At 37.2% G+C, this 22,721-nt stretch carries 19 protein-coding genes, 1 tRNA gene and 1 pseudogene; 7 read left to right on the forward strand and 14 right to left on the reverse strand.

The annotated features are described in order from the left end of the window. Positions 1-24: 24 nt before the first annotated feature. The 7 genes from HW423_RS01985 to rlmD (HW423_RS02015) form a co-directional block, all read right to left on the reverse strand. Positions 25-2,667 carry a DEAD/DEAH box helicase family protein gene (locus tag HW423_RS01985; protein ID WP_218930272.1) on the reverse strand — a complete coding sequence of 881 codons (2,643 nt, stop codon included), beginning with the start codon at positions 2,665-2,667 and terminating at the stop codon, positions 25-27. Then, positions 2,660-4,612, reverse strand: coding sequence for a site-specific DNA-methyltransferase (locus HW423_RS01990; RefSeq protein ID WP_218930273.1), 1,953 nt, complete (start codon positions 4,610-4,612; stop codon positions 2,660-2,662). The genes HW423_RS01985 and HW423_RS01990 overlap by 8 nt, the downstream gene beginning before the upstream one ends. A gap of 280 nt (positions 4,613-4,892) precedes the next feature. Further along, on the reverse strand, positions 4,893-6,290 hold the full coding sequence (gene rlmD, locus HW423_RS01995) for a 23S rRNA (uracil(1939)-C(5))-methyltransferase RlmD (protein WP_218930274.1): 1,398 nt from the start codon (positions 6,288-6,290) through the stop codon (positions 4,893-4,895). 167 nt (positions 6,291-6,457) lie between these two features. Continuing rightward, positions 6,458-6,772: a P-II family nitrogen regulator gene (locus HW423_RS02000; protein ID WP_218930275.1), complete on the reverse strand. Its 315-nt coding sequence runs from the start codon at positions 6,770-6,772 to the stop codon at positions 6,458-6,460. Between the two features lie 609 nt (positions 6,773-7,381). After that, positions 7,382-7,585 carry a DUF1538 family protein gene (locus tag HW423_RS02005; protein WP_218930276.1) on the reverse strand — a complete coding sequence of 68 codons (204 nt, stop codon included), beginning with the start codon at positions 7,583-7,585 and terminating at the stop codon, positions 7,382-7,384. A gap of 90 nt (positions 7,586-7,675) precedes the next feature. Then, a complete protein-coding gene (locus HW423_RS02010; protein ID WP_218930277.1) occupies positions 7,676-7,915 on the reverse strand; it encodes a DUF1538 family protein in 240 nt (79 codons plus the stop codon). Positions 7,916-8,101: 186 nt separating this feature from the next. Then, complete coding sequence (gene rlmD, locus HW423_RS02015; protein WP_218930278.1) at positions 8,102-9,472, reverse strand: 23S rRNA (uracil(1939)-C(5))-methyltransferase RlmD; 1,371 nt, start codon at positions 9,470-9,472, stop codon at positions 8,102-8,104. Between the two features lie 182 nt (positions 9,473-9,654). Between rlmD (HW423_RS02015) and HW423_RS02020 the strand changes: the two genes are divergently transcribed. Next, positions 9,655-10,710 carry a peptidoglycan-binding protein gene (locus HW423_RS02020; protein ID WP_218930279.1) on the forward strand — a complete coding sequence of 352 codons (1,056 nt, stop codon included), beginning with the start codon at positions 9,655-9,657 and terminating at the stop codon, positions 10,708-10,710. A gap of 337 nt (positions 10,711-11,047) precedes the next feature. Here the strand turns inward: HW423_RS02020 and HW423_RS02025 are convergent, their stop codons facing one another. Beyond that, complete coding sequence (locus tag HW423_RS02025; protein ID WP_218930280.1) at positions 11,048-11,281, reverse strand: hypothetical protein; 234 nt, start codon at positions 11,279-11,281, stop codon at positions 11,048-11,050. A 301-nt stretch (positions 11,282-11,582) separates the two neighbouring features. On the opposite strand from HW423_RS02025, the gene HW423_RS02030 reads away from it, so the two are divergent. The 3 genes from HW423_RS02030 to HW423_RS02040 are packed head-to-tail and all read left to right on the forward strand — an operon-like array spanning position 11,583 to position 14,569. Then, positions 11,583-12,542, forward strand: coding sequence for an alpha/beta hydrolase (locus HW423_RS02030; RefSeq protein WP_218930281.1), 960 nt, complete (start codon positions 11,583-11,585; stop codon positions 12,540-12,542). Next, positions 12,523-13,914, forward strand: a complete 1,392-nt coding sequence (locus HW423_RS02035; protein ID WP_328803106.1) for a condensation domain-containing protein — start codon at positions 12,523-12,525, stop codon at positions 13,912-13,914. The genes HW423_RS02030 and HW423_RS02035 overlap by 20 nt, the downstream gene beginning before the upstream one ends. After that, the gene (locus HW423_RS02040; RefSeq protein ID WP_197103735.1) at positions 13,904-14,569 is read left to right on the forward strand and encodes a DUF6320 domain-containing protein; all 666 of its coding nucleotides are present in this window, start codon (positions 13,904-13,906) and stop codon (positions 14,567-14,569) included. Before HW423_RS02035 ends, HW423_RS02040 begins: the two co-directional genes overlap by 11 nt. A 207-nt stretch (positions 14,570-14,776) precedes the next feature. Here the strand turns inward: HW423_RS02040 and HW423_RS02045 are convergent, their stop codons facing one another. Beyond that, positions 14,777-15,538: a LysM peptidoglycan-binding domain-containing protein gene (locus HW423_RS02045; protein ID WP_218930282.1), complete on the reverse strand. Its 762-nt coding sequence runs from the start codon at positions 15,536-15,538 to the stop codon at positions 14,777-14,779. 167 nt (positions 15,539-15,705) lie between these two features. Further along, positions 15,706-16,308 (reverse strand): annotated as a pseudogene (locus HW423_RS11060) (glycoside hydrolase family 2 TIM barrel-domain containing protein). Positions 16,309-16,583: 275 nt separating this feature from the next. Between HW423_RS11060 and HW423_RS02060 the strand changes: the two are divergent. Beyond that, positions 16,584-16,666: transfer RNA gene (locus tag HW423_RS02060), tRNA-Leu, on the forward strand. A gap of 63 nt (positions 16,667-16,729) precedes the next feature. Here HW423_RS02060 and HW423_RS02065 read toward each other — a convergent pair. Then, positions 16,730-18,910, reverse strand: a complete 2,181-nt coding sequence (locus HW423_RS02065; RefSeq protein WP_218930284.1) for a Tex family protein — start codon at positions 18,908-18,910, stop codon at positions 16,730-16,732. A 10-nt stretch (positions 18,911-18,920) separates the two neighbouring features. Further along, positions 18,921-19,625 (reverse strand): metallophosphoesterase family protein, encoded by a 705-nt coding sequence (locus tag HW423_RS02070; RefSeq protein ID WP_218930285.1) that lies wholly within the window; start codon positions 19,623-19,625, stop codon positions 18,921-18,923. Positions 19,626-19,843: 218 nt separating this feature from the next. On the opposite strand from HW423_RS02070, the gene HW423_RS02075 reads away from it, so the two are divergent. After that, positions 19,844-21,307, forward strand: a complete 1,464-nt coding sequence (locus HW423_RS02075) for an NCS2 family permease (RefSeq protein WP_218930286.1) — start codon at positions 19,844-19,846, stop codon at positions 21,305-21,307. Between the two features lie 137 nt (positions 21,308-21,444). On the opposite strand, the gene HW423_RS02080 is transcribed toward HW423_RS02075, so the two are convergent. Both HW423_RS02080 and HW423_RS02085 read right to left on the reverse strand, forming a co-directional pair. Further along, complete coding sequence (locus tag HW423_RS02080) at positions 21,445-21,591, reverse strand: hypothetical protein (protein ID WP_218930287.1); 147 nt, start codon at positions 21,589-21,591, stop codon at positions 21,445-21,447. Between the two features lie 6 nt (positions 21,592-21,597). Next, complete coding sequence (locus HW423_RS02085) at positions 21,598-21,771, reverse strand: hypothetical protein (protein ID WP_218930288.1); 174 nt, start codon at positions 21,769-21,771, stop codon at positions 21,598-21,600. A gap of 587 nt (positions 21,772-22,358) precedes the next feature. On the opposite strand from HW423_RS02085, the gene HW423_RS02090 reads away from it, so the two are divergent. After that, complete coding sequence (locus HW423_RS02090; RefSeq protein WP_218930289.1) at positions 22,359-22,694, forward strand: hypothetical protein; 336 nt, start codon at positions 22,359-22,361, stop codon at positions 22,692-22,694. Positions 22,695-22,721: the final 27 nt, after the last annotated feature.

The following is a 22,721-nucleotide window of genomic DNA, read 5'->3' on the forward strand; positions in this document are numbered from 1 at the left end:
TATTCATAACTTATCTAAAAATTGTTATAGTTTTGATATCATTTCGTCAACAGCTGTTTTAAACTCAGCCAGACGATGCTCTTCATTGAATAAAGGTAATCCAAGTACACGATACTTATTATTAAATGTATACTTATCATCTAACTTAGCGACAGATTCAATCTGGATAGAAAAATTATCTTTCCACTGATCATATTCTAATAAGTGGCTTCCTTTCGGTTCAGCATATACTTGACTAACTTCATAGCCAGAATCTCGATTACGTTTGATGAAAAGTAGAAAATCTGGTTCAAAACGTTCGCCATTTTCGAAACTATAAATTGCTAAATCTGCGATTCGTTCATTTCGAATAACATAATACTCCAATCCTTTTTCATCTAATCTAGGTGCAATATAAGTTTTGAAATAAACTATGAACTTCTTTTCTTCACTCGTACCATAATTATCTTCATAGACGTACCAATCTTCTTGTCTTAAATCAAGCCTTAATCGTTCATCTGACACATCTCTTTGAGAAACACCTATACCATCATTATTTTCATCAAATAAACTTCCCTGACCGCTATCCGATAATAAAATACTCTTATCTTTAATAACATTGCTTATAGCATTTGCTTTAAAAAATTCACTACCTTGATACTCTGGCTTTATATTAACAACAGTCTTAGCAATATTTTTAAAAATATCAATTAGCCCATTATATAAATCTCGGGTTGTATATTCCTCTGTATAGTAAACTAGTTCAAGTGTATTATTACCTAAGTAATCATCTCCAGTTAAAAACTGACGTAAACTTTTTAAATGCGGATATTTCTTCCTAAGTGAAGAAAATCTCAATGCAGGGTAGCGCTCACAAGCACCAACTAGTACGTTGTATGGAATCTCTGCAAATCTTAATTGTACAAACTTCTGGTTTATTTTAGTATGAGGAAGTTCTTTGATGCCACCTTCTAGCATGGTCGTAACTAAACCTGAATGTGACCGAAGTACTGCTCGGTGTGTTTCGAATTGTTGACTAGCATCAAGGCCTAGTACTTCTTGTCGATCTTTCAATATTCGTTCATTTGAAAACACCAACCCAGTGTTGAATAAATCAGACTCTCTGAAACTATCTTTTAAAATATACGTAATCTTACGTTTTTTATCATCTACCATGCCTGTGAAAATCAAAGCTTCCCGCAATTCTGAAATGTAGCGTGAATCATTGTTACTATGAAAGTACATTGTTTCCAAGTATCGAAATGGATTATCTATATCTTGATCATACTTCCGTTTATATCGTTCTTGGCCCTCTGTCACCTGGAATGGAAAATACCTAGCACCACGACCAATTAACTGCGCTTCCGATAAGGTGTACTTTTTAGATTGACGTTTATCGAACGCTCTAACAATATCGAATAAGTTTAACACATCCCAACCTTCGATCAGCATTTTCACTGTGAAAATTAAACGTAAAGAATTGTCCTTATCCTCCAATGAGTTTAACAAAACATGATTTTTCGGAGTATTTTCTGTCGTACTGTTAATGTTTAATGAATATTCTTTAGTCATTGACTTACGTAGGCTATTAGCAAGTAAGTTCAATGATGATTCTTTCTTTTTAAAATAATCAAGTGCTTCATGAAGCTCTGGGACATTTTGAATGCTATATAACTTCTGGAGCTCTTCTGCAGTGATTTTGTGGATGTTATCATGGAATTCTTCATAGAAAGTTTCCGATTCCTTCTTCGTATTAGATTGAATCATTATAACTGGCTTCACATTTTGACCAGCATCTGCAAACAAATACCGTCTAAATTCACTCATAATACAGGCAATAAGTGTTCGCGTCCAGATATCGGTACTTGTTGCAAAGTTATGGAATTCTTTCGTGAATCCACTCTCACGGAAATGCTTCAATGAATAGTCGTAGACAATCTTATCAAGATATTTGTTACGAATTGATTCTTCATTTAAGTCCACCGTAGCAGTAAATTCCAACATAATATTATTAATATTTGCATGAAAAGCCCGCCCTCGAATAGTTTGTTCCCAATTATTATCTATTTCCGCAGCGTCTCTCTTTTCAGTGGGGGTCCTTAAAGTTTGACGATTTAAATGATGGCTCTCATCTGCTAAAAATACTACCGGCGTACCTTCAAAGTCATCAATTGACATTAAATTTTCTCTAGGCATTGTAATATTATTGTGTAGACCATTCGTGGTTGAAAAATGGATATTAATCGCGTTTTCTTCTGGATTTAAGGCTGTAAACTTATCGACCTCACGAATAATAATCTTTTCACCTGAAATTGACAGTTCATTGGCAAAAAGATATTTGTTCGATTTCATATTCAAAAAGTTTTCTTTTGTTTTTTGTATAATATTATTCTGATCTACAACAAAAACATAATTACGATAACCTTTAGTATATAGGTAAAGAATTAATGCTGCCATAATAACAGTCTTACCTGAGCCGGTTGCCATATGGAAAAGTGTATCAATTTGCTTGTTATCACTTAACCCCGTTTCATAGTAGGTCACAAAGTAACGTAAAGCTTCTATCTGATACGGCCTTAAAGCAATATGATCGGCCAATCCTGCCTCAACAATCTCTGGTAACTGTTTCAGACCGATTGCTTCTTGTACGGCTAGAATTTTTTGATGAAGATACTGTTTATTATTCATGACTTCCACTACCTTCGTAGAATGATTTGCTGAAAGCTTTATCTTCTTCACTTACTTCGTATTCATCATCATCAATAGAAGAGTAATTAACATACAGCTTATTTTTATCAATTAGTCCTATCAGTACTTCCTTCTTATCTTCTAAAGTTAATTCGCTGAAGGCCTTATCTGCTTTTTTTAAGTCTGAAGTCAAAATATAAGGGACGATTTGCTCGCTGTGATAAATAGTTTCTTTGATCCCTTGTATGGTGTCCTCATTAGCGGATATTATCATATCTATTAAACGTTGGCTGTCTTCCAAAAGTTCACAGTAAACAAAAGTACCACCACCCTGCCAATTGACGTCGACTAAAGTGGAAATTCCAGATTTATCACCTGAAATAACATTTTTAAGGCGTTGAACTGTAAGATTATTAATATAATTCATTTGTTCAATTCCTATGTATCTTCTATTTAATTTGTGACAAACAGACGCTGTAGTCCCAGAGCCTACAAAGAAATCTAAGACTAAATCTCCTCTGTTTGTTGATAATTCAATTATACGCTTTAAAAGCTGTTCCGGTTTCTTTCCAGCGGGAAATGAAATTCCTCCTTCATTTTGAGTATTATTAAAATTAATATCTACCCAAATGTCAGTTACCAACTTTGCAATAACCTCTTCCCCGTCAACATATTTGATATTATTATTTAAAAAACCAAGTCTTCTACCATTTAAAGCAAACTGTGGTTCATTGTTATTATCAAAATAACTAATAATTTCCCCTTGCTTTGAGATTGATTCTTCTTTAATAACTTTCGGAATAGAGCTTTTGGTTGTGTAAATCTTTTTTCTATTCTCAAAAACAAAGTTTAAAAAGAATTCGTCATTTATAGAATTTTCATCAATTTTGTAATCCTCAGGGATAATACCTTCTTGAATCATGTAATCTCTTAATGATAGTGTTTCGTATCCGTTATCGCCCTTATGCAAGATGGAGTTAAAGTGTGTATCCCACTTATCTTGCGCCATATATTGAGGATTTAAAATTATATTTGTACTGTTTTTATAAACCAAGATAGAATCTTTGGTTTTAATTATTGTTTTATCTTTGTGTGCTGTTTTATTTCCTGATGCTGTTGAAGATTGAACAGCGATACTGTTTACAAAGTTTTCTTCTCCAAATATTTTATCCATTAATACTTTTAAATAGTGTTCCTCATTTTTGTCTATTTGCACAAAAATAATGCCTGAACTTTTTAGTAATTTTTTGGCTATTTTTAACCTGTTTTGCATAAATGTGAGCCAAGTAGCTCGATTAAATCGATCATTATATTGAAAACTATCATTCAGAGTATTAAATGGCGGATCAATATAGATAAGCTTAACTTTCTCCTTATACCGCTCTAATAGACTGTTTAGTGCTGCATAATTATTTCCTTTAATGATTAAGTTATCGTTATCATCTAAGATAATATCATCTTCAGTACCTTCGGAGGTGTACCGCTTTGCATTAGCCAATACTTTAGGGGCTTTTAAGTTCGTAATTTGATCATAACCTAATATTTCATGATACATTATTTCTTGTCGTTTCTGATCATCTTTATCTTGACCTCCCACGACAATTGCGTCCTTATAAGGGAAGTCTAACACAACGTCAGTGCTCGCACTCAAAAACCTGCCACCCGTTGTTAAACCAATTTCAGAAGTGTAAGCCGTATAGCTATCTTCTAAAAACTCTTTTGAATTGACTACCCATTTTAACTTTTCTTGATTCAACACCCATGTATCTTCTATTTGGCTAAAGAATACCTTACAAGTGATCTCGTTATCTCTAAAAGCTTTAACTAAGAATGAATCAAGGTTACTGACTGCCTCTATTACTTTTGTCTTAAGTATCTCACCGTTCTCCCCAATATAAGCAGGATTTGAACGTAAAATATGCTCTATGGTTTCATGTAAATTCATAAGTTACAACTCCACTATCTGTAAAAAATATTTAATATACATTATCTAATTTACAATACATTATAAGTATTATTTATTTACTATTTTTATTATCATTTGACATTTTACCATTAATGTCAACCTTTATCGAATTATTTTTATCGTCCTGTTCCCACACACGTGCCCATCCTTTATAGCTCCAAACGAAAAATCAGACACTGATTTATCCCTAATTTCGTAAAAAGAGGTTTTTAGACGCTTTCATAAAGCCTACACCCCCCCTCTGTTAAGCGATTCTATTCTATTTCTTTTCCATCAATACTACACACTCAACATGCGGTGTATGCGGAAACTGGTCAATCGGTTGAACCGTCTTCAATTCATAACCAAAGTCTCTTAACCAAACTAAGTCTTCAGCTAAGCTTTTTGGATTACATGAGACATAGATAACTTTATCCGTTCCAAGTCTTCCAATGCTTCGCATCACTTTCCCTCCGGCACCACTTCTTGGTGGATCTAAGAGTAATAAGTCTGGTTGGCCCCAAATTTCTGGGAGTTCTTTCATTCCGCGTCGAGCGTCACTCGCCATGAAGAAAGTATTGTCTAAGCCATTATCTTTCGCATTACGCTTCGCTGACTCAATTGAAGTTTCAACAATTTCAATACCAGCTAATTCTTTACTGCGTTTCGCAAAAGGTAAACTGAATGTCCCTACCCCACAGAATAGGTCAAGGACGCGCATATCATCATTCACATCAGCCATCTCAAGGGCATAGTCCACCATTTTGTCGGCTTGTATTGGGTTCGGTTGGAAGAATGTATCATGCCAGATACGGTAGCGGTAGCCACCTAATTCATCGTAGATATAATCGCGTCCATATAAAGTAAAGGACTCTTCTGATTGAATACGCCCTGAGATATTTGTATACTCAATCCAAACTAGACTGGCTAAGCTTGGGAATGCTTCGCTTAAGCGATCTTTTAAGTCTTCTACAGCTTCTGGATGTGCTTCGGGTTTTTCTGTCGCATAGACTACCACCATTAATTCACCCGTTTCAAAAGAAGTTCGCATCATTAGGTTACGTAAAAGTCCTGTATGTTTATCTTTATCATAGCCTTTGAAATCATAATCTTTCTGCCATTGGCTCACAATGTGTTTTACTTCAATCATCACCTTTGGAGCAATAACTGAATCATTTAAATCAATGACTTTACGGTAATTTCCTTGTTGGTGCATACCTAATTCACCGGTTGGTCCGAAAGATAATTCCATCTTATTACGGTAACGGTTTGGCTCATCCATACCAATAATTGGTTGGATTAACGCTGTATCAAAGCCAGCCTGCTCTAAAGATTCTTTGACAATATTCGCTTTAAACTCCAATTGATCAGGGTATTTCATATATTGCAGTGGCGCTGCACCTGACACATCAAAGTGAGTTGGCATATCTAAATTACGTGTTGGACCGGGTTTCAATAACTTATCATAGGGAACAACTGCCTTGTAACGACCTTTCGCATTATCAACTGTTACTCGTACCACGTCACCTGGAACCACATTCGACGTAATGATTTTTAACGTTCTACCGTTTGATCCTCTATCTGGTGCATGGGTATAGTGAACGAATCCGCGCCCTTTTGAATCTACATAATCGATTTCTACATCCAACACTTCTGTTGGGTAATCGCCTTTTCTCATTGAATCACCTCAATATTATTATTTATACAAAAGCCTGTGTATTATTACAATATTCCCTAGTTTATCATATGTAGCCGTTGTGTCTATCTTTTAAGTAAATTTAAGTGCATATTTTTTAGTAGTTTATCCATACAAAAAGCATCCCGTTAAGGATGCCTCATTTAAAATTATTCACTTGGTAATTGGTTCACCAAACCATGAACTTCACTTAAAGGTTCTACAAATAGAATTCCGTTACCTTCTTTGTCTAAGTCCATATCTTGGAATATGATTTGGCTGATTTTTTTATATTTATCTTTTTCAACAATAATCCAAATAATTTCTCGCATCGGTTCCACCTCAAAATTTAAGAAACGCTTAGGCTTTCTTCCGATCCCTTTTCCGTGAATCACTGTTCCACCTTGTGAACCTTCTTGCTCTGCAAGTCGAATGACTTCTCCAGCATCCCCACTTGGAACGACTGCATAGATTAAATACCACATATGAACCCCTCCTAAAAGCGATACAGATAAACGATGTCACGTGTGAATGCAATGGCTGCGCCTTCTTTGAATTGAACTCATTCAAAGTTATCAGATAATCTTGCTGAACCGTGCCCTTTAAATAAAGTATTTTGTAAGATATCGTTTTTTTGAGTAGCATCCATATAGTCCTCACCTTCTCCATGGTTACAAATCTCTTTTACCATTTTATCGGGTATTTTACTGCGGCTTCGACATCATTAAATGACGAATTTTCTCCAATATCGCCGTAGCCTTCGAGACTTGTTAAGCCGGCTAGACGCGTAACAAATAGGAAACTTTCGCTGTTCTATTTTTGAGGATAACGATTTTTAACATGTTCAATTACTTTATCTAATTTGTTTTTATGCGTTGCTTTTATAATAATTTCTTTTCGCTGACCTTGCATATCTAGGATACTTTGGCGATCATCTCCATCATAACAAGCAGCTAAGTAAGTCGTTGCTCCATTTGTCGCCTATCTATGAAATATATTATCAATTCTGTCTGACAGTTTAACTTTAGCAATAATCGTAATAAGGTAAAACTCATTACTAAATTCTTCAGTATTAACATATGTTCGTCATCCTATTATTGTTTCACTTGATAGTTATAAAATATTCCAACGAGTTGTACGATGACATTTAGCATTAACGATACAATCACAATCACATCAAAACCTTCTGTGATACTATCAGTTTTCGGTACAAAGTTGACTAACCCTTGGGTAAATGGCAAGATAAAAGTTGCAGTCATTGTCCTAGCCGCGACTTCTCCCGAGTCAAAGACAATCACATTAAATTCAGGCGTTTAGAATAAGCATAAGATACCTACTAATACGTAGATAGTGGCAAAGTTATGTCGTAAATTAACGTCTTTAATAATTCAGTATACCCCGAAAGTCAACATAGCTCCTACTCCTAGGGACAGTACCATAACAAAGTTTTGTTCAGCTATAATTGAAATGAATCCTAAACCAAATATACCAATCATCGCAATCACTTTTTTCGGATGTTCAATTACGTAGTGACTGAATAAATCACCCATCTTCTCAACAATCATATCCACACCGACTAAGAACAGCGGTAAACCAATCAGTAAAAAGCGACACCAATGACAAATCATAGTATCGTTAACCAGGCTACCGGTTGCAATTTAAGCTGAATTAACATTACGACACCAACAATTGGTAGTAAGGAAGTTGAAGTTTCTTTAAAGTTATCTATTAATCGACCCAGTTTAAACTCTTTCTTTTTAAATGATGGCATATAAAAAAGAAGCCTGTTCACACAGACTTCTTTCAAATATAAATTATGCTTTTGTAAATAAGGCAACAGCTTCAACATGAGTCGTTTGTCCAAATAAATCAACCGGTTGGACAAATTGTAAATCATAACCCGCATCCGCGAATAATCGTGCATCTCTCGCTTGAGTTGCTGGATTACAGCTAACATATACAATCTTTTCAGGTTGTTGTTCAATCACTGCATCCACAAAGACTTGATCTAAACCTTTACGTGGTGGATCAACAACGATAACATCAAAGTTGATGCCTGCTTCGTTCCATTTTGGTAACCATTCTTCCGCACTTCCGACTTCGAAGGCTGCATTTTTAATGCCGTTTAACTTCGCATTTTGCTTAGCCATTTCAACGGCTTCATCCACAATATCCATCCCATACACTTGTTTCGCATGTTGAGCGAGTGATAAACCGATTGTCCCGATTCCAGAATACGCATCCAGAACAGTCTCATTCCCTTGTAAGTCCGCTGCATCAATCGCAGTTTTGTATAGAACTTCTGCTTGGGGTGTATTCACTTGGTAGAAAGATTTAGATGAGATTCTAAATGTTAAGCCTAACATCGAATCTTCAATATAAGGTTGGCCCCATAATACTAAACTTTGACGACCTAGAATGACATTCGTACGTTTCGTTTGCACGTTTTGTACAATACTTGCGATATTTGGTACTTCTTCCGCAATTGCATCGACGATGATTTCTTCGTTTGGCATCTTACGTTTATTCGTTACAAGTGTCACCATCACTTGACCGCTATAATGTCCACGTCTTACAACTACATGACGGATAATTCCTGTATGATTCTTTTCATTATAAGCAGGCACATGGAATCGTCTTAAGATATCTCTCACAATTAAGATGGCTTCATCAATTTCTTTATGTTGAATAAAGAAATTTTCAACTGGCACTAAATCATGTGAGTTTCTTCTAAAGAAGCCGGTTTCTAGTTGGCCATTGATTTCTCTTACTGGGATTTGTGCTTTATTACGGTATTCCCATGGATTTTCCATACCTAGTACAGGACGGATCTCTGCATCTTCAAAGTGGCCAATACGTTCGTAAGCTGATTTAACTTGTTGTTCTTTGTATGCTAATTGAGCGTCGTAGCTCATATGTTGCAGTGTCATTGTCCCGATTTGACGTCCGATAGCATCAGTCATCTCCACGCGCTCTGGACTCTCTTCAATAATTTCAAGTAAGCGTCCAAACCCGTAAGTCTTACCGACTTTCATCGCTTTGAATTTAACAACTTCGCCTGTAATCGCCCCTTCGATAAAGAATGGATAATGATCAAGTTTTACAACGCCTTGCCCTTGTGATGTTATGTCTTCGACCGTTCCGGTGAACGTGTCATTTTTCTTAAATGGTACTTTGTTTGCCATTTTTTATTTCCTCCAATTTCAATGTCTTACCCATTTTATCAAAACCTAGCCATTATTCCTAATTAGTATTGAATGAGGAAGAATTCAAGTCATTAAATTATTTTATTCAAAATGTTAAAAAGTACGTGCATTTAATCACAAGACGTGCTAATATATACTCAAAGAGACAAGGGGGATATAAAATGAAAAAGAAATCATTACTACCATTATTGTTATTAACAGCAAGTTCGCTTGCATTAGCTATTAGTTCACCAGTGAACAATGTAACACCTTTTGCTGAGACAGTTGCCGTTCAAGCTCAAGAAACAACAACTTTAAAAGTGGCTTACTTAGCTCCTCACGGTGACAAATCATTCGCTTCTGTTGTTGTGGCAATGCAAGGTGATGTCATTGTTGACGCACAAATCGATGAATTCCAATTTGTTGAAGGTGATCAATGGACTGGTGTTCCAAACGCAGATGCTACATTTGGTGAAGGTTTCGCTGACGGTGTAACTTTAATCAGTAAACGTGCGGACAGCGAAGGCTACTCTGCTATGATGGCTGATATGGCTGGTTCAACTGTTACTTATGCAGATAACTTAAACGCTATCGAAGACTTTGCTAAAGGCAAAACTGTTGCTGAAATCGAAGAAGGCATTACTGCTTTAAATGATTTAGGTGAAGATGGAAATGTTTCTGACGTAGTATCAGGTGCAACTTTAGCTGACTCAGCTGGTTACTTACAAGCCTTCATTGACGCTGCTAACGAAGGTACTGAATTCACTGGTGCTGAAGCAGATGCTGCTAATTTAGAATTAAAACAAGCCGTAGCTGCACCACATGGTGACCAATCATTCGCAATCGTTACTACAGCAGTAGATGGTGATAAAGTTGTTGTTGCTGCTTTAGACGAGTTCCAATTTGTTGAAGGTGATCAATGGTCAGGTGTTCCAAACGCGGACGCTCCATTTGGTGAAGGTATCGCTGAAGGAGTGACTTTAGTTTCTAAATTAGAAAACTCTGAAGCTTACTCTCAATTAATGACTGACATTGCTGGATCAACTGTTCCGTACGCAGAAAACTTACAAGCAATTACTCAATTCGCTGCTGGTAAAACTACGGCTGAATTAGAAGAAGCGGTTGCTGAGTTACAAGACTTAGGCGAAGAAGGAAATGTTGCTGATGTTGTATCAGGTTCAACTTTAGCTGACACTTCAGGTTACTTACAAGCGATTGTAGACGTAGCTAACCAATAATTATTAGCCATAAAATTAACTTCTTAATTAGACAAGCTCAGCTGGGCTTGTCTTTTTTGTTGAGAATTGTGATTTTTGCGTATATAAAGCGGGTTAAGTAGATTTAAGCGGATTGAGATTTGTAGTTTTTGGAGGGATTCTGGAGAAAGCATCACTTTGAATTATCTTTGTGTAGCTTTTGACGGTAATCTGATATTTTGAATTCCCATAGTGACGCTTATCATGGTTTAGTGGCTTTTCGTTTTCTAAAGGGTTGGTACTACCCTAACCTCGACTAACATTTGAATACTGTAACATATTAAAAAACTCCCGCAACATATTGGGAGTTTTAGTGTATCTATTCATTAATTTGTTGGCGATTTTCTTTAAATAGCTCTTCTAAGAAGTGTTCTGGAGCTGAGAGGCCATCTACATGATCTTCGTCTCTTAATGTCTCTACAATTGTATCCCAATCACTTTGATATTTTTCTTTGAATGCACTTTTAAACTCAGCTAAATCATCTTTGACTGCTATGCGCGCCAATGTTTCAATTGCTTTCTCATTTTGCTCTTCAATAATTTTTCTTACCATTATTAACTCCTCCTCTATTCTTTAATTTTAACAAATATAGCTATAAGTTAGAAGTGATACGGGTTGATGCTCATTTTATTTGTAACAAATTTTTCAGTCTCTGCAAATTTGTTTTTATATCTAAATGTTTCCACAACACATTGTCACTTTTCATAGTCATCCAAGAATTGCTCGATCTTCGCATTTAATTCAACTGTGTCCCATAATTTCAAAATATCTTCCGAACATTTTTTACTAACAACTTGACACTTCTCTTGATATACGACACACTGAAGAAAACTAAATATTATGAGGTAGTAATATGAATACTCTTAAACGTTTTGCATTAAAATTATTATCATCGCCAACGATTAATATGCATGAATCATACAAATTCGTACGGCAATTACAAAAGGTTTTTGTCACCCCTTCTAAATCCCGCTTTCAGTATTTGGATCAGAAGATATATTCTGCAGATCAAAGTCATGAAATTCCGATTCGTATTTTTCGTCCAAAAAAATTGATGAGTAGTGACATTATATTATTCTTTCATGGTGGGGGCTGGGTTTTAGGAAATATAGATACCTATACAAAAGATTGTCGTCGTTTGGCTGATCAAATGGGGCGGATTGTCTTAGCGGTTGATTATTTAAAAGCACCTGAGAATCCTTACCCTGCTGGTTTCGAAGACTGTTATCACGTCGCTCAACTACTTTTATCACGTCCGGATTTAACGGGAATTAAAGGCGCGCGTAATATTATTATTGTTGGAAACTCAGCTGGAGGAAATTTAGCTGCTGCCGTTTCTTTACGCTTACGTAATGAAGGAAAACCTTTACCAAGTAAACAAATTTTAATTAATCCTGTGACGTATTGGCGCCACGATGAAGCGTCTCCTTTTAAAAGTGTTGAGGAGAATGGCTATGACTATGGACTCACAGCAAAGAAAATGCAGGAATATATGGAAATGTATGAACCGGACGAGGTCAAAAGACAGAATCCGTACATCGCACCGTTAATGACTGAGGATTTTAGTAATCAACCGGACACTTTAGTTATTTCATCTGAATTTGACCCTTTACGTGATGAAGGTGAAGTTTATGGCTACATGTTGTTAGAAGCTGGGAACCAAGTGGAAATTATGCGTGCAAAAGATACTGTTCATAATTTTCTTTTTGCCCCATTAAATGAAGGTATTATTGATACAACTTATTTTTTAATCAAAGATTATTTAGAGAATCACTTGAGAAGGAGTGACATACGTGGAGAATCAGAAAGTTAATGAGCGTAAAAATTGGGTTCGCCTAGATAACGCATCAAATATCTTCTTAGCAGCGATGTCTAACCGTGATAGTAAAGTGTTTCGAATCAGTGCTGAAGTCACTGATACAGTGGACCCTGACTTGTTACAACAAGCTTTGAATAAAGTCTTTGAGCAAAATTTACTTTATCACAGTGTATTGCGGCGCGGTTTCTTTTGGTATTACTTGGAAGAAAGTGATTTGAAGCCTAAGGTAGAGCCAGATACGAACACACCTTGTCGTCCTTTGTATTTTTTCGATCGGCGGAATTTATTATTCCGCGTCATGTACTGGAAAAAACGTGTGAGTCTTGAGGTTTTTCACGTCTTATCTGACGGAACGGGGGCGATGTGGTTCTTCCAAGATTTAATTACCGAGTATTTGAGTTTAAAACACCCTGAATTGAAAGATGAAGACGTTGATGTCTCAACTTATATTCATGACCAATCGAGTGAAGACAGTTTCGAGCGCCATTTTAGACGAAAGGATCAATTGAACTTTTCGAAAGCTGCCCAATCAGCTTTACGGGGAGTTACAACGGTCGGTGCTAAGGCAAAAAACTTCTTATTCCCTGCGGTTGAAAATGAACCCAAACCGAGTCGAAAAGTCTATCGCTACAAAGGAACTTACACGTCAGATTACCGCCCGCGCGTCGTTGAATTGGAAATGCCAGTCAAAGATATTTTGAAAAAAGCGAAAGCGATGAATGTTTCTTTAACAGTTTATCTGACTGCAGTTTTTATGGAATCGATTCGTAAAGCCGAACCGAATTTCCAAGGGGATGAGACGATGGCCGTTTCTGTGCCAGTGAATTTGCGTCAGTTCTTCCCTTCTGATTCCGCGCAAAATTTCTTTGCGGTGACACGGTTGGAATATAAATATAAGAAGAATGGTGACAATTCTTTAGAAGCAATTTCTCAGGAATTAAAAAATCAGCTAGATCCGCAACTAGAGAAAGATTCTTTAGAAAGTTGGCTTAGTCAGCTAATTCAATATGAGTACCATCCTTTAAGTCGGATTATTTTGCGACCGATTAAAGATTTGGCTTTAAAATTTGCAAATTACATGAATAATCGTAAGCTCACTTTTGCGATTTCCAATCTTGGTTTAGTTAGTTTCCCTTATTTAGTTGATCAAATGATTCATCAAGTTTACTTTCATACGATTGCGGTTCGTCCGCAGTTTTGCGCAATTAGTCATAATGATGTATTGACGATAACTTTTACGTCCCCATTTATTGAAACGGATATTTACCGTCATTATGTTAGGTTCTTAAGTGACGAGAATATTCCGGTGACGATGACGGTAAACAAAGTGACTGAGGAAGAGTTGGGAGGTCGTTATGATGCGTAAGTGTCCAGAATGCCACGTGAGCGTGAAAGGTGATTGGGATAAATGCCCTCTTTGTGAGGCGCCTCTTGATAGTAATATTCCAGTCACATCCAGTTCAATGCCAGATGTGCCCTTGCAATTTAATCGCCGTTTCATTACTCAATTTTTGATGGCTTTCTCTTTAATTGTTGTGGCAGTTATTCTTGGGATTGGCTTACTCTATCACGGTCGTATCCAATTGTTTCAAGGGGCTGCCTTTGGAATAATTACAATGTGGTTGGCAGTGCTGACCTTGATTCGCAAGCGTCGTAACATTGCCAAAAGCTTACTTTATTTATTAATCATCTTGTCCCTCATGTGCATTTACTTAGATTACACAATTGGTTGGTCAGCTTGGTCGCTAACTTATGCAGTTCCTATCATATGTAGCTCGACTTTAATTAGTATGATCATCACCGCACGGATGACCCGCATGAAACCAGGTGATTATGTTCTATACTGGGCTGCCGTAGCTATCTTAAGTTTAGTGCCGATAATCTTCCTTTTAATCGGTTGGATTCAATTTAAAACCCCTTCCCTAATTTCCTTTGGTTTTGGTTTAATTGTGTTGATTTATATGCTAGTGACAAAAGGCCAAGTGATTTGGGGAGAGATCAAGAAACGAACATTTATATAAAATGCGATTGGCATCGACTTCGGTCGGTGCTTTTTGTTTGGATTGGAGTTGAGTATTTAATTGGACTTATCACTCTATGACAGGGGAAATTAAACAACTAACAGGACTTGTCATTGGATGACAAGGGAATTTAAATCCCCGTCCCCCCACTCCCAACACAAAAAAAAAGAGCCAACCACCGAAGTGGTTGACGCTGTTCAATCTATATTATGGTTGTGACACTCTTAAGTAAGTGCCAATATAGATAAAGTCAGATGTTAAGTTGTTCCATGCTTTTAATTGATTGACTGAAGTTCCGTAGCGGTATGCGATGTTAAATAATGTGTCGCCGGGTTGTACTCGGTGAACGGTTCCTTGTGATGGCGGTTGATTGTCGCCACCTATAATATTTAAGCGCATGCCGATGGCTAAGAAATCAGATGACAAATTGTTCCATGACTTCAATTGGTTAACCGTTACGCCGTAACGATTCGCAATGCTCCATAATGTATCCCCTGATCTGACTGTATAAGTTAATCCTTCAGATGGAGGTGGTGTTGTACCTTGATCAGATACAACAAGTCGCATGCCAATGTATAAGAAATCAGATGATAGATTGTTCCATGATTTAATCTGATTCACTGTTACACCATAAGTGTTAGCGATACGCCATAAAGTATCTCCAGCTCTTACTGTATATACTGAGCCTGTTGGCGGTGGTGTTTCAGCGTCTGTGACGATTTTTAATTGTTGCCCAATTTGTAATAAATCAGTTGTTAAGTGGTTCCATAATCTTAATTCGTTAGCTGTTACGCCGTAGTCGTTTGCGATTTTGTTGAGGTATTCGCCTGGTCTAACCGTATGAGTAATCACTGTGCCTGTACTGTAGTCTGCGTCTGCTTGGGCCATGACGGTTCCAACGCTCGTGTTCATTGCGCCAGCAAGTGTCAATATTGCTAAAGGAACCATTAATAATTTTACTTTTCTCATCGTTCCCACCTCTTTCAATTTCAAACTTAAGTGCTCTCTTCTATACTTATACTTTACCACTAAAGCGCTTACATAACAATCTTATAGCCTTTTTTACACAGTTTTATAACACAAAATTCACACATTAGAAAAAGTACCCTAAACTAATAGGATACTTCGTTTAAAATTCATTTAATATTTTCACAGCGGTCTTTTAATTTATAAGCGACGCGTTTTGGTTGGCGTTGACGTGTGAATACACCTTTTTTATTTCCGTTCACTCGCATAAGGCCTTCAACAGTTTGGAAATCAGCAAAGTTCCAAATTTGCTCACCTTGGACCATTTCATAATCAGTAAACACGCGGTGATACATATCTAAGTATTCATCCTCGTATTGCTCTGCTCACATCACTGATGGAAGTTTTGATTCACCGATGTAATTATCTGTACCGTATTCAGTAAAGATCATTGGTTTATTTAAATCAAGTTCTCCCCAAGCATCCATCTCATCACGGAATAGGCGTTCAGCATCTTCAAAGTCTGACCCACCTTTAACATACCAACCGTAGTAACGGTTCAGGCTTAGGAAATCAGCGTGGTGATAACATTTACATGCATCTGGAGTTGAATACATAATTAAGGCAAATATACGTGGACGTTGTTGCGGACCATATTTGTGAGCTGCTTCAAATAATGGTCCGAAATATTCATTCGCTGCTTCTGTTGTTGTGCTTGGCTCATTCAGTAAGCTCCATGCAAAGACACTTGGGTGATTTTTATCACGTAAAATCTGTCTTGAATATCTTCAATATGGTTCTTTTGTAATTCATCTAGATTTGGAAGAGCTTCAAAGAAGTCAACGTCTGTACCTTGAGAAGCTGCTAAGAAGTTGACGATACCTTCTAAATTTAATAACTTACACTATGATTATATCAAAACCATGACTTTACTCAGTTATAAACACTCTTTAACAGATTTATATACTCTATTCTCTTCACTATGAAATATTGAATCTAAACCACGTTTGTGCTATTATAAATCTTGTCCTTTAATTTAAGGAAACACGCGATCGTGGCGGAATGGCAGACGCGCTAGCTTGAGGGGCTAGTGTCCTTATGGATGTGTGGGTTCAAATCCCATCGATCGCATCATAAACTCAATATAGAATGAAACACGGCGACTTCATTGAAGCAACCGTGTTTTTTTTGTGATTATTTTTTATTGAAAATTCTCTTTAACCCAATGCGGCCTTTTTGACGGTCTAAAGAAATCACTTCAACTTCAATAATATCTCCGACAGAAACAGCATCAGACGGATGTTTGATGAAATTCTTTGAAAGTTTCGAGATGTGTACTAAACCATCTTGTTTTACTCCAATATCAACGAAAGCACCAAAGTCGACCACGTTGCGCACGACTCCTTGTAGTTGCATCCCCTCATCCAAATCTTCCATTGATAAGACGTCCGCACGAAGTACTGGCGCATTTTGCCCGTCACGTACATCTGCCGTTGGGTGCATTAACCCATCTAGAATATCTGAGATAGTTTCTTCACCTAAATCGTACTGCGTTGCTAAGTCACTGGCTTTGAGTGATTTTAGTGTTTCAATCGCCTCTTCAGAACCAATATCATTCACGTTAACATTTGCCTGATCTAAGATGTCTAAAGCCACTTTATAACTTTCCGGGTGAATACTCGTTTGGTCTAATGGATTTTCCCCACCTAAGATACGCATGAAACCTACAGCTTGTTCATAAGTTTTAGGACCTAAACGTTTGACATCTTTTATTTGTTCACGACTTGAGAAGTGACCTATTTCGTCACGAAGTGCAATCACATTCTTAGCTGTGGCTGCAGTCAAGCCTGAAACGTGCTCCAATAATTGGATACTAGCAGTATTCAAATCGACTCCAACCTGGTTAACGGTAATGTTAACAACAAAGTCTAATTGTTGCGTTAAATCTTTTTGACTCACATCATGTTGGTATTGACCTACCCCCATAGATTTAGGATCAATCTTAATTAATTCAGCAATCGGATCTTGTAAGCGACGAGCAATTGATACCGCACTACGTTCTTCAACTTGGAAGTCTGGGAACTCTTTACGGGCAATGGCACTCGCACTGTATACCGAAGCACCCGCTTCATTAATCACGATAAATTGCGTGTCCAAGTTATGTTCTTTAATTAGATCTGAAACAAATTGTTCAGACTCACGACTTGCTGTCCCATTACCGATCGCAATGATATCCACATCGTGTTTACGGATAAATTCTAATAGCTCACCTTTAGCTGCTTGACGTTTAGGCGCTGCTGCAGGTTTATGTGGATAAATAACACCTTTATCCAATACTCGACCTGTTTCATTGATGATAGCTAATTTACACCCCGTACGGTATGCCGGGTCAAAGCCCATGACAACACGTCCTTTTAAAGGTGGTTGTAGTAAGAGGTTACGTAAGTTCTCACCAAAGACTTTAATCGCTTGTTGACTGGCCTCTTCCGTTGCTTCACTACGCATCTCACGTTCAATGGCTGGTCCAATGAAGCGTTTATAAGCGTCTTCAACAGCGAGTTGAACTAACTCTTTCTTGTCTTCATTTAACTCTTTAGGGATGAAACGGTTCGACATATATTTAATGACAGGTTCTGCATCAACTTGAATTTTCACTGTGATGACGCCTTCTTTTTCTGCACGGTTAATTGCGAGTGTGCGGTGAGACATCAATGTATTGAGTGGTTCACTGAATTCATAATATTGTTGGTACACTTTATTCTCATCTTTGTCTTCGTCTTTAAGTGTAGTTGCGATTTTAGCATTGTAGCGCGTATATTTGCGAATAAATTCACGGAACTGTGCATTATCAGACACTTCTTGAGCTAGGATTTCATGTGCACCAACTAATGCGTCTTGTGCTGATGGCACTTCATCGTTTAAGTATTTTTCTGCTTCTGCTTCTGGAGTTGCATCCGTTGCTTCGACTGATAATAACCACTCGGCTAATGGTTCTAGGCCATTTTCCTTCGCTGTCATCGCCTTTGTACGGCGACTTTGTTTGAACGGACGGTATATATCTTCAACTTGTTGAAGGGTTGAAGATTTCATTATACTTTGTTCAATTTCATCGGTTAATTTTTCTTGCTCAGCAATTAAGCGAACGACTTCTTCTTTTCGCTCGCCCAATTGTTTCGCATAAGTATATTTTTGTTCGATATCGTGAATTTGTACTTCGTCCAGTGATCCGGTTACTTCTTTACGGTAACGGGCGATAAATGGAATCGTATTCCCTTCACTTAATAAATTCAGTACCGCTTGGATTTGCTTGGGACTGATTTTTGTTTCTTGATTAATTTGTTTAATTAAATCTGCTGTATCAATAACTGTTGCCATTAAAAATCTCCTATCTTAATACTACGACATCCTTCACTTCTTCTCGATCAATGCGTAAAGCAATTAAGCTTCCGCCATAAACATTCCCACCATCGATACCCCATTTGCCATCCCGTTGCCAAGGTTCGACGGATTCATGCAATGTTTGAACCGGTGTATGGCCGAAGATGATGTTGCGACCGGTCGTATTTTTTTCATAATGAAACCCTTCTCGAATCCATAAGAAATCATGCAAAGAAGTGTAACGCCAATCTGATTTAGTAAAGTCTACTCCTGCATGGACAATAATATGATTACCAAAAGTTGTGTAATAAACTAAACTTTCCAGCCAATCTATCAGCCATGGTTCTTTCTCAAGGAGTTTCTCCACTACTTCCTCCGGTGCTTGTGCTTCAACGTCTTCGATTTGGATTTGTAGTAATTGGGAAATTGTTGTTGCACCACCATTTTGCTTATAAAGTTTCCATTCTTTTCGTGGTTCAAGTAAGTAATTTAAGAAAAGTTGTTCATGATTGCCTCGTAAAAGGATCGCATTATGCTCTTTTTGTAAAGTTCTTACGGTCTTTAACACAGAGTCCGAATTGGGTCCGCGATCAATATAATCGCCGACTAATATTAGTTGCTCTTCATCCCGGCGCCAATGAGATAACATGACCTCTAACGAATGATACATGCCATGGATATCGCCGATTACAAAAGCTTTTTCTTTTGTCATACTAAGTCACCTTCTTCCTACATATAATAGATTATATCATAATTGCCAACGAGTATATAATGAGCTACATATGTTGTGAATATTATTTTAGATGGGTTTTTATCAAAAACACGAACGTTCATCTCTAAATATATACGAATCGTTTGTTTCGGTCTAGGCATTTCAGAAGTCCGTTGTTATACTTACTAGCGTAATAAACATCTTTTAGGAGGAAGAAAATGAACGCTTTAAATCGTTTTTTTAAGTTGGAAGAACACAACACAACTGTTTCGACCGAAATTGTTGCGGGAATTACAACTTTCTTAGCAATGTCTTACATTATATTTGTAAACCCTAGTCTCTTAGCATTATCTGGCATGCCTTCTCAGGCAGTGTTTCTAGCGACATTATTTGCATCAGCTATCTCGACATTATTTATTGGATTATTTGCAAATGTCCCTTATGCACTTGCACCGGGTATGGGTCTGAATGCATTCTTTACATATACAGTTGTCTTTGCTTTAGGTTTTACTTGGCAAGAAGCTTTATCCATGGTATTCATCTGTGGGATAATTAACGTATTAATCACAGTAACTAAAGTTCGTAAGATGTTAATCCTTGCGATCCCAGAATTTTTACAACACGCAATCTCAGCCGGTATCGGAGTATTTATTGGTTACCTAGGTATTAAAAATGCTGGCTTATTACAGTTCACTTCAGATGCATCAAATATCGTCTCTGTGAATGGTCAAGCGGGCGGGACTGAAATTAACGGTGTCGTTGAATCAGTTGTCACAAGTGGTGGGATTTTACCTGAGTTAGTTGACTTAACTCAACCAACGGTTCTTGTTGTGATTATTGGATTATTCATTACAATTGCTTTAATGATTTTAAATGTTCAAGGTGCAATTTTAATTGGTATTATTGCGACAACTTTATTAGCGATGGTATTTGGCTTAGTTGATCTATCAACGGTTGATTTCTCTGAAAATACTTTAACGGATGCCTTTGTTGAATTGAAAGATACTTTCTTAGTCATCTTTTCATCAGCCGGCTTACCTTCCCTATTCTCTGATCTGTCAAAATTACCGGTCGTTATTATGACAATCTTTGCATTCAGTTTAGCGGATGTCTTCGATACAATTGGTACATTCATTGGAACAGGTCGTCGTACAGGAATCTTTACAGATAAAGATATTCAAGAATTAGAAGATTCAACAGGAATTACTTCAAAAATGGACCGCGCATTATTCGCCGATTCAATTGGTACTGTATTTGGTGCGATGTTTGGTACTTCTAATACAACGACTTACGTTGAGTCAGCTGCAGGTATCGGAGCTGGAGGTCGTACAGGATTAACTTCAGTTTCAACCGCTATATGCTTTATCTTAGCAGCATTTTTTGCACCAGTTATAAGTATTGTTCCGACAGCAGCAACGGCACCAGCTTTAATTATTGTTGGTATCTTAATGGTTTCAAGTTTTGCTGATATTGAATGGTCTGATTTCTCGGTCGCTGTTCCAGCCTTCTTCACTTCTGTCTTCATGGGACTGGCGTATTCAATCTCTAATGGGATTGCAGCAGGTTTCATTACATACGGACTTGTTAAGATTGTTAAAGGCGAAGCGAAAGAGGTTCACCCTATTTTATGGATTTCAATGGGTCTATTCATCCTAAACTTCATCGTTATGGCGTCATTCTAATTGAATTACCCTTCTATATACTTTACCTCTGTAGAGCAATGAACTGTGCTTTACAGGGGTATTTTAGTTTAAAAATACAATCTTGACACACAAAAAACTCCGGACACAGACTTTCTCTGTTCCGGAGTTTAATATTATTATTTTACGTAGTTTTTAGAGTCTGTAATTGCAACTAACCATGACGCACCACCAACAACTCCTAACATTGCTATTACGATCTCAGCAGTATTGTAACCACCACTTACATCTGTAATCCCTGCAACTGCTAATGAAATAATCGCCATACCTAATTATTGAGCTGATTGACCGTAACCATGGGCATTGGAATACTCTTTTGCTAGAAAGAGTGAATCTGTTAGTAATGGCTTTACTTTAGCCAATAAACAAGGAAAAGCTTTAGACATATAAAAATTTTGAGAAATATTGTCACCTTCAAGTCCGATAATAGACGAAATAATACTCATTAAATAAGTCTTATTAAAATGTAGACCTGATAATTTTTTTGAAATGATAGATGAAAAAAATCCCAATCCTAGAACAATCACGTTACTAATTGCAAAGGCACTGTTACTGATTCCAAATTCTGTTGCAACTGATGTTTGGAATATATTGGCTAGAGCGACTGCAGCTAGACCTAATAACGAAATATTGGTTAGAATTGCAATGACGATCCATCAACCGTAGAACATTTTCTCCTTTTTTAATTCATCATACAAGTTTTTTACAATCATAGCAGAAAATCCCTAATTCAGAACACTTTTTTCACTTTTTTTATAAAAAAGCCATTATTATGCCTTTTATATAATTTATTTGCTATCAAGTTACATCAGTGTTTATTTATAAATTGGTGATATTGGTCTGATATCTATCGGCGAAAGATAGGTAAAGGTAGCTGCCTGGGACACCTTTAATATGCTTAATTTGAAGAACACCCTTTATAGAAATTAGCTGCAGCTAATAAGGATTTCTTTTGTAACTTAGGAAAAATGGGAGTGCCGTTTGGCTTGAGCTAGCCCATCTAAAGACAAATGGACTTACCGTTTGGCTTGAGTTGGCCCAACTAAAGACAAATGGCGTTACCGTGTGGCTTGAGTTAGGTCAACTAAAGACAAATGGACTTACCGTTTGGCTTGAGTTAGCCCATCTAAAGACAAATGGACTTACCGTGTGGCTTGAGTTAGGTCAACTAAAGACGAATGGAGTTACCGTTTGGCTTGAGTTAGCCCATCTAAAGACAAATGGAAGTACCGTTTGGCTTGAGTTAGCCCATCTAAAGACAAATGGACTTACCGTTTGGCTTGAGTTGGCCCATCTAAAGACGAATGGACTTACCGTTTGGCTTGAGTTGGCCCATCTAAAGACGAATGGAGTTGCCATTTGTCGCTAGTTTAATCTGAATCACACAAATACCTGG

The organism is Ruoffia halotolerans (assembly GCF_014049385.1).
GTDB classification, from domain to species: Bacteria; Bacillota; Bacilli; order Lactobacillales; family Aerococcaceae; genus Ruoffia; species Ruoffia halotolerans.

What these genes read in the sequence shown, in the direction of transcription:
- HW423_RS01985 (WP_218930272.1), bottom strand. Translation starts at nt 2,667, where the DNA reads ATGAATAATAAACAGTATCTTCATCAAAAAATTCTAGCCGTACAAGAA.
- HW423_RS01990 (WP_218930273.1), bottom strand. Translation starts at nt 4,612, where the DNA reads ATGAATTTACATGAAACCATAGAGCATATTTTACGTTCAAATCCTGCT.
- rlmD (WP_218930274.1), bottom strand. Translation starts at nt 6,290, where the DNA reads ATGAGAAAAGGCGATTACCCAACAGAAGTGTTGGATGTAGAAATCGAT.
- HW423_RS02000 (WP_218930275.1), bottom strand. Translation starts at nt 6,772, where the DNA reads ATGTGGTATTTAATCTATGCAGTCGTTCCAAGTGGGGATGCTGGAGAA.
- HW423_RS02010 (WP_218930277.1), bottom strand. Translation starts at nt 7,915, where the DNA reads ATGATTTGTCATTGGTGTCGCTTTTTACTGATTGGTTTACCGCTGTTC.
- rlmD (WP_218930278.1), bottom strand. Translation starts at nt 9,472, where the DNA reads ATGGCAAACAAAGTACCATTTAAGAAAAATGACACGTTCACCGGAACG.
- HW423_RS02020 (WP_218930279.1), top strand. Translation starts at nt 9,655, where the DNA reads ATGAAAAAGAAATCATTACTACCATTATTGTTATTAACAGCAAGTTCG.
- HW423_RS02025 (WP_218930280.1), bottom strand. Translation starts at nt 11,281, where the DNA reads ATGGTAAGAAAAATTATTGAAGAGCAAAATGAGAAAGCAATTGAAACA.
- HW423_RS02030 (WP_218930281.1), top strand. Translation starts at nt 11,583, where the DNA reads ATGAATACTCTTAAACGTTTTGCATTAAAATTATTATCATCGCCAACG.
- HW423_RS02040 (WP_197103735.1), top strand. Translation starts at nt 13,904, where the DNA reads ATGATGCGTAAGTGTCCAGAATGCCACGTGAGCGTGAAAGGTGATTGG.
- HW423_RS02045 (WP_218930282.1), bottom strand. Translation starts at nt 15,538, where the DNA reads ATGAGAAAAGTAAAATTATTAATGGTTCCTTTAGCAATATTGACACTT.
- HW423_RS02065 (WP_218930284.1), bottom strand. Translation starts at nt 18,910, where the DNA reads ATGGCAACAGTTATTGATACAGCAGATTTAATTAAACAAATTAATCAA.
- HW423_RS02070 (WP_218930285.1), bottom strand. Translation starts at nt 19,625, where the DNA reads ATGACAAAAGAAAAAGCTTTTGTAATCGGCGATATCCATGGCATGTAT.
- HW423_RS02075 (WP_218930286.1), top strand. Translation starts at nt 19,844, where the DNA reads ATGAACGCTTTAAATCGTTTTTTTAAGTTGGAAGAACACAACACAACT.
- HW423_RS02080 (WP_218930287.1), bottom strand. Translation starts at nt 21,591, where the DNA reads ATGGCGATTATTTCATTAGCAGTTGCAGGGATTACAGATGTAAGTGGT.
- HW423_RS02085 (WP_218930288.1), bottom strand. Translation starts at nt 21,771, where the DNA reads ATGAGTATTATTTCGTCTATTATCGGACTTGAAGGTGACAATATTTCT.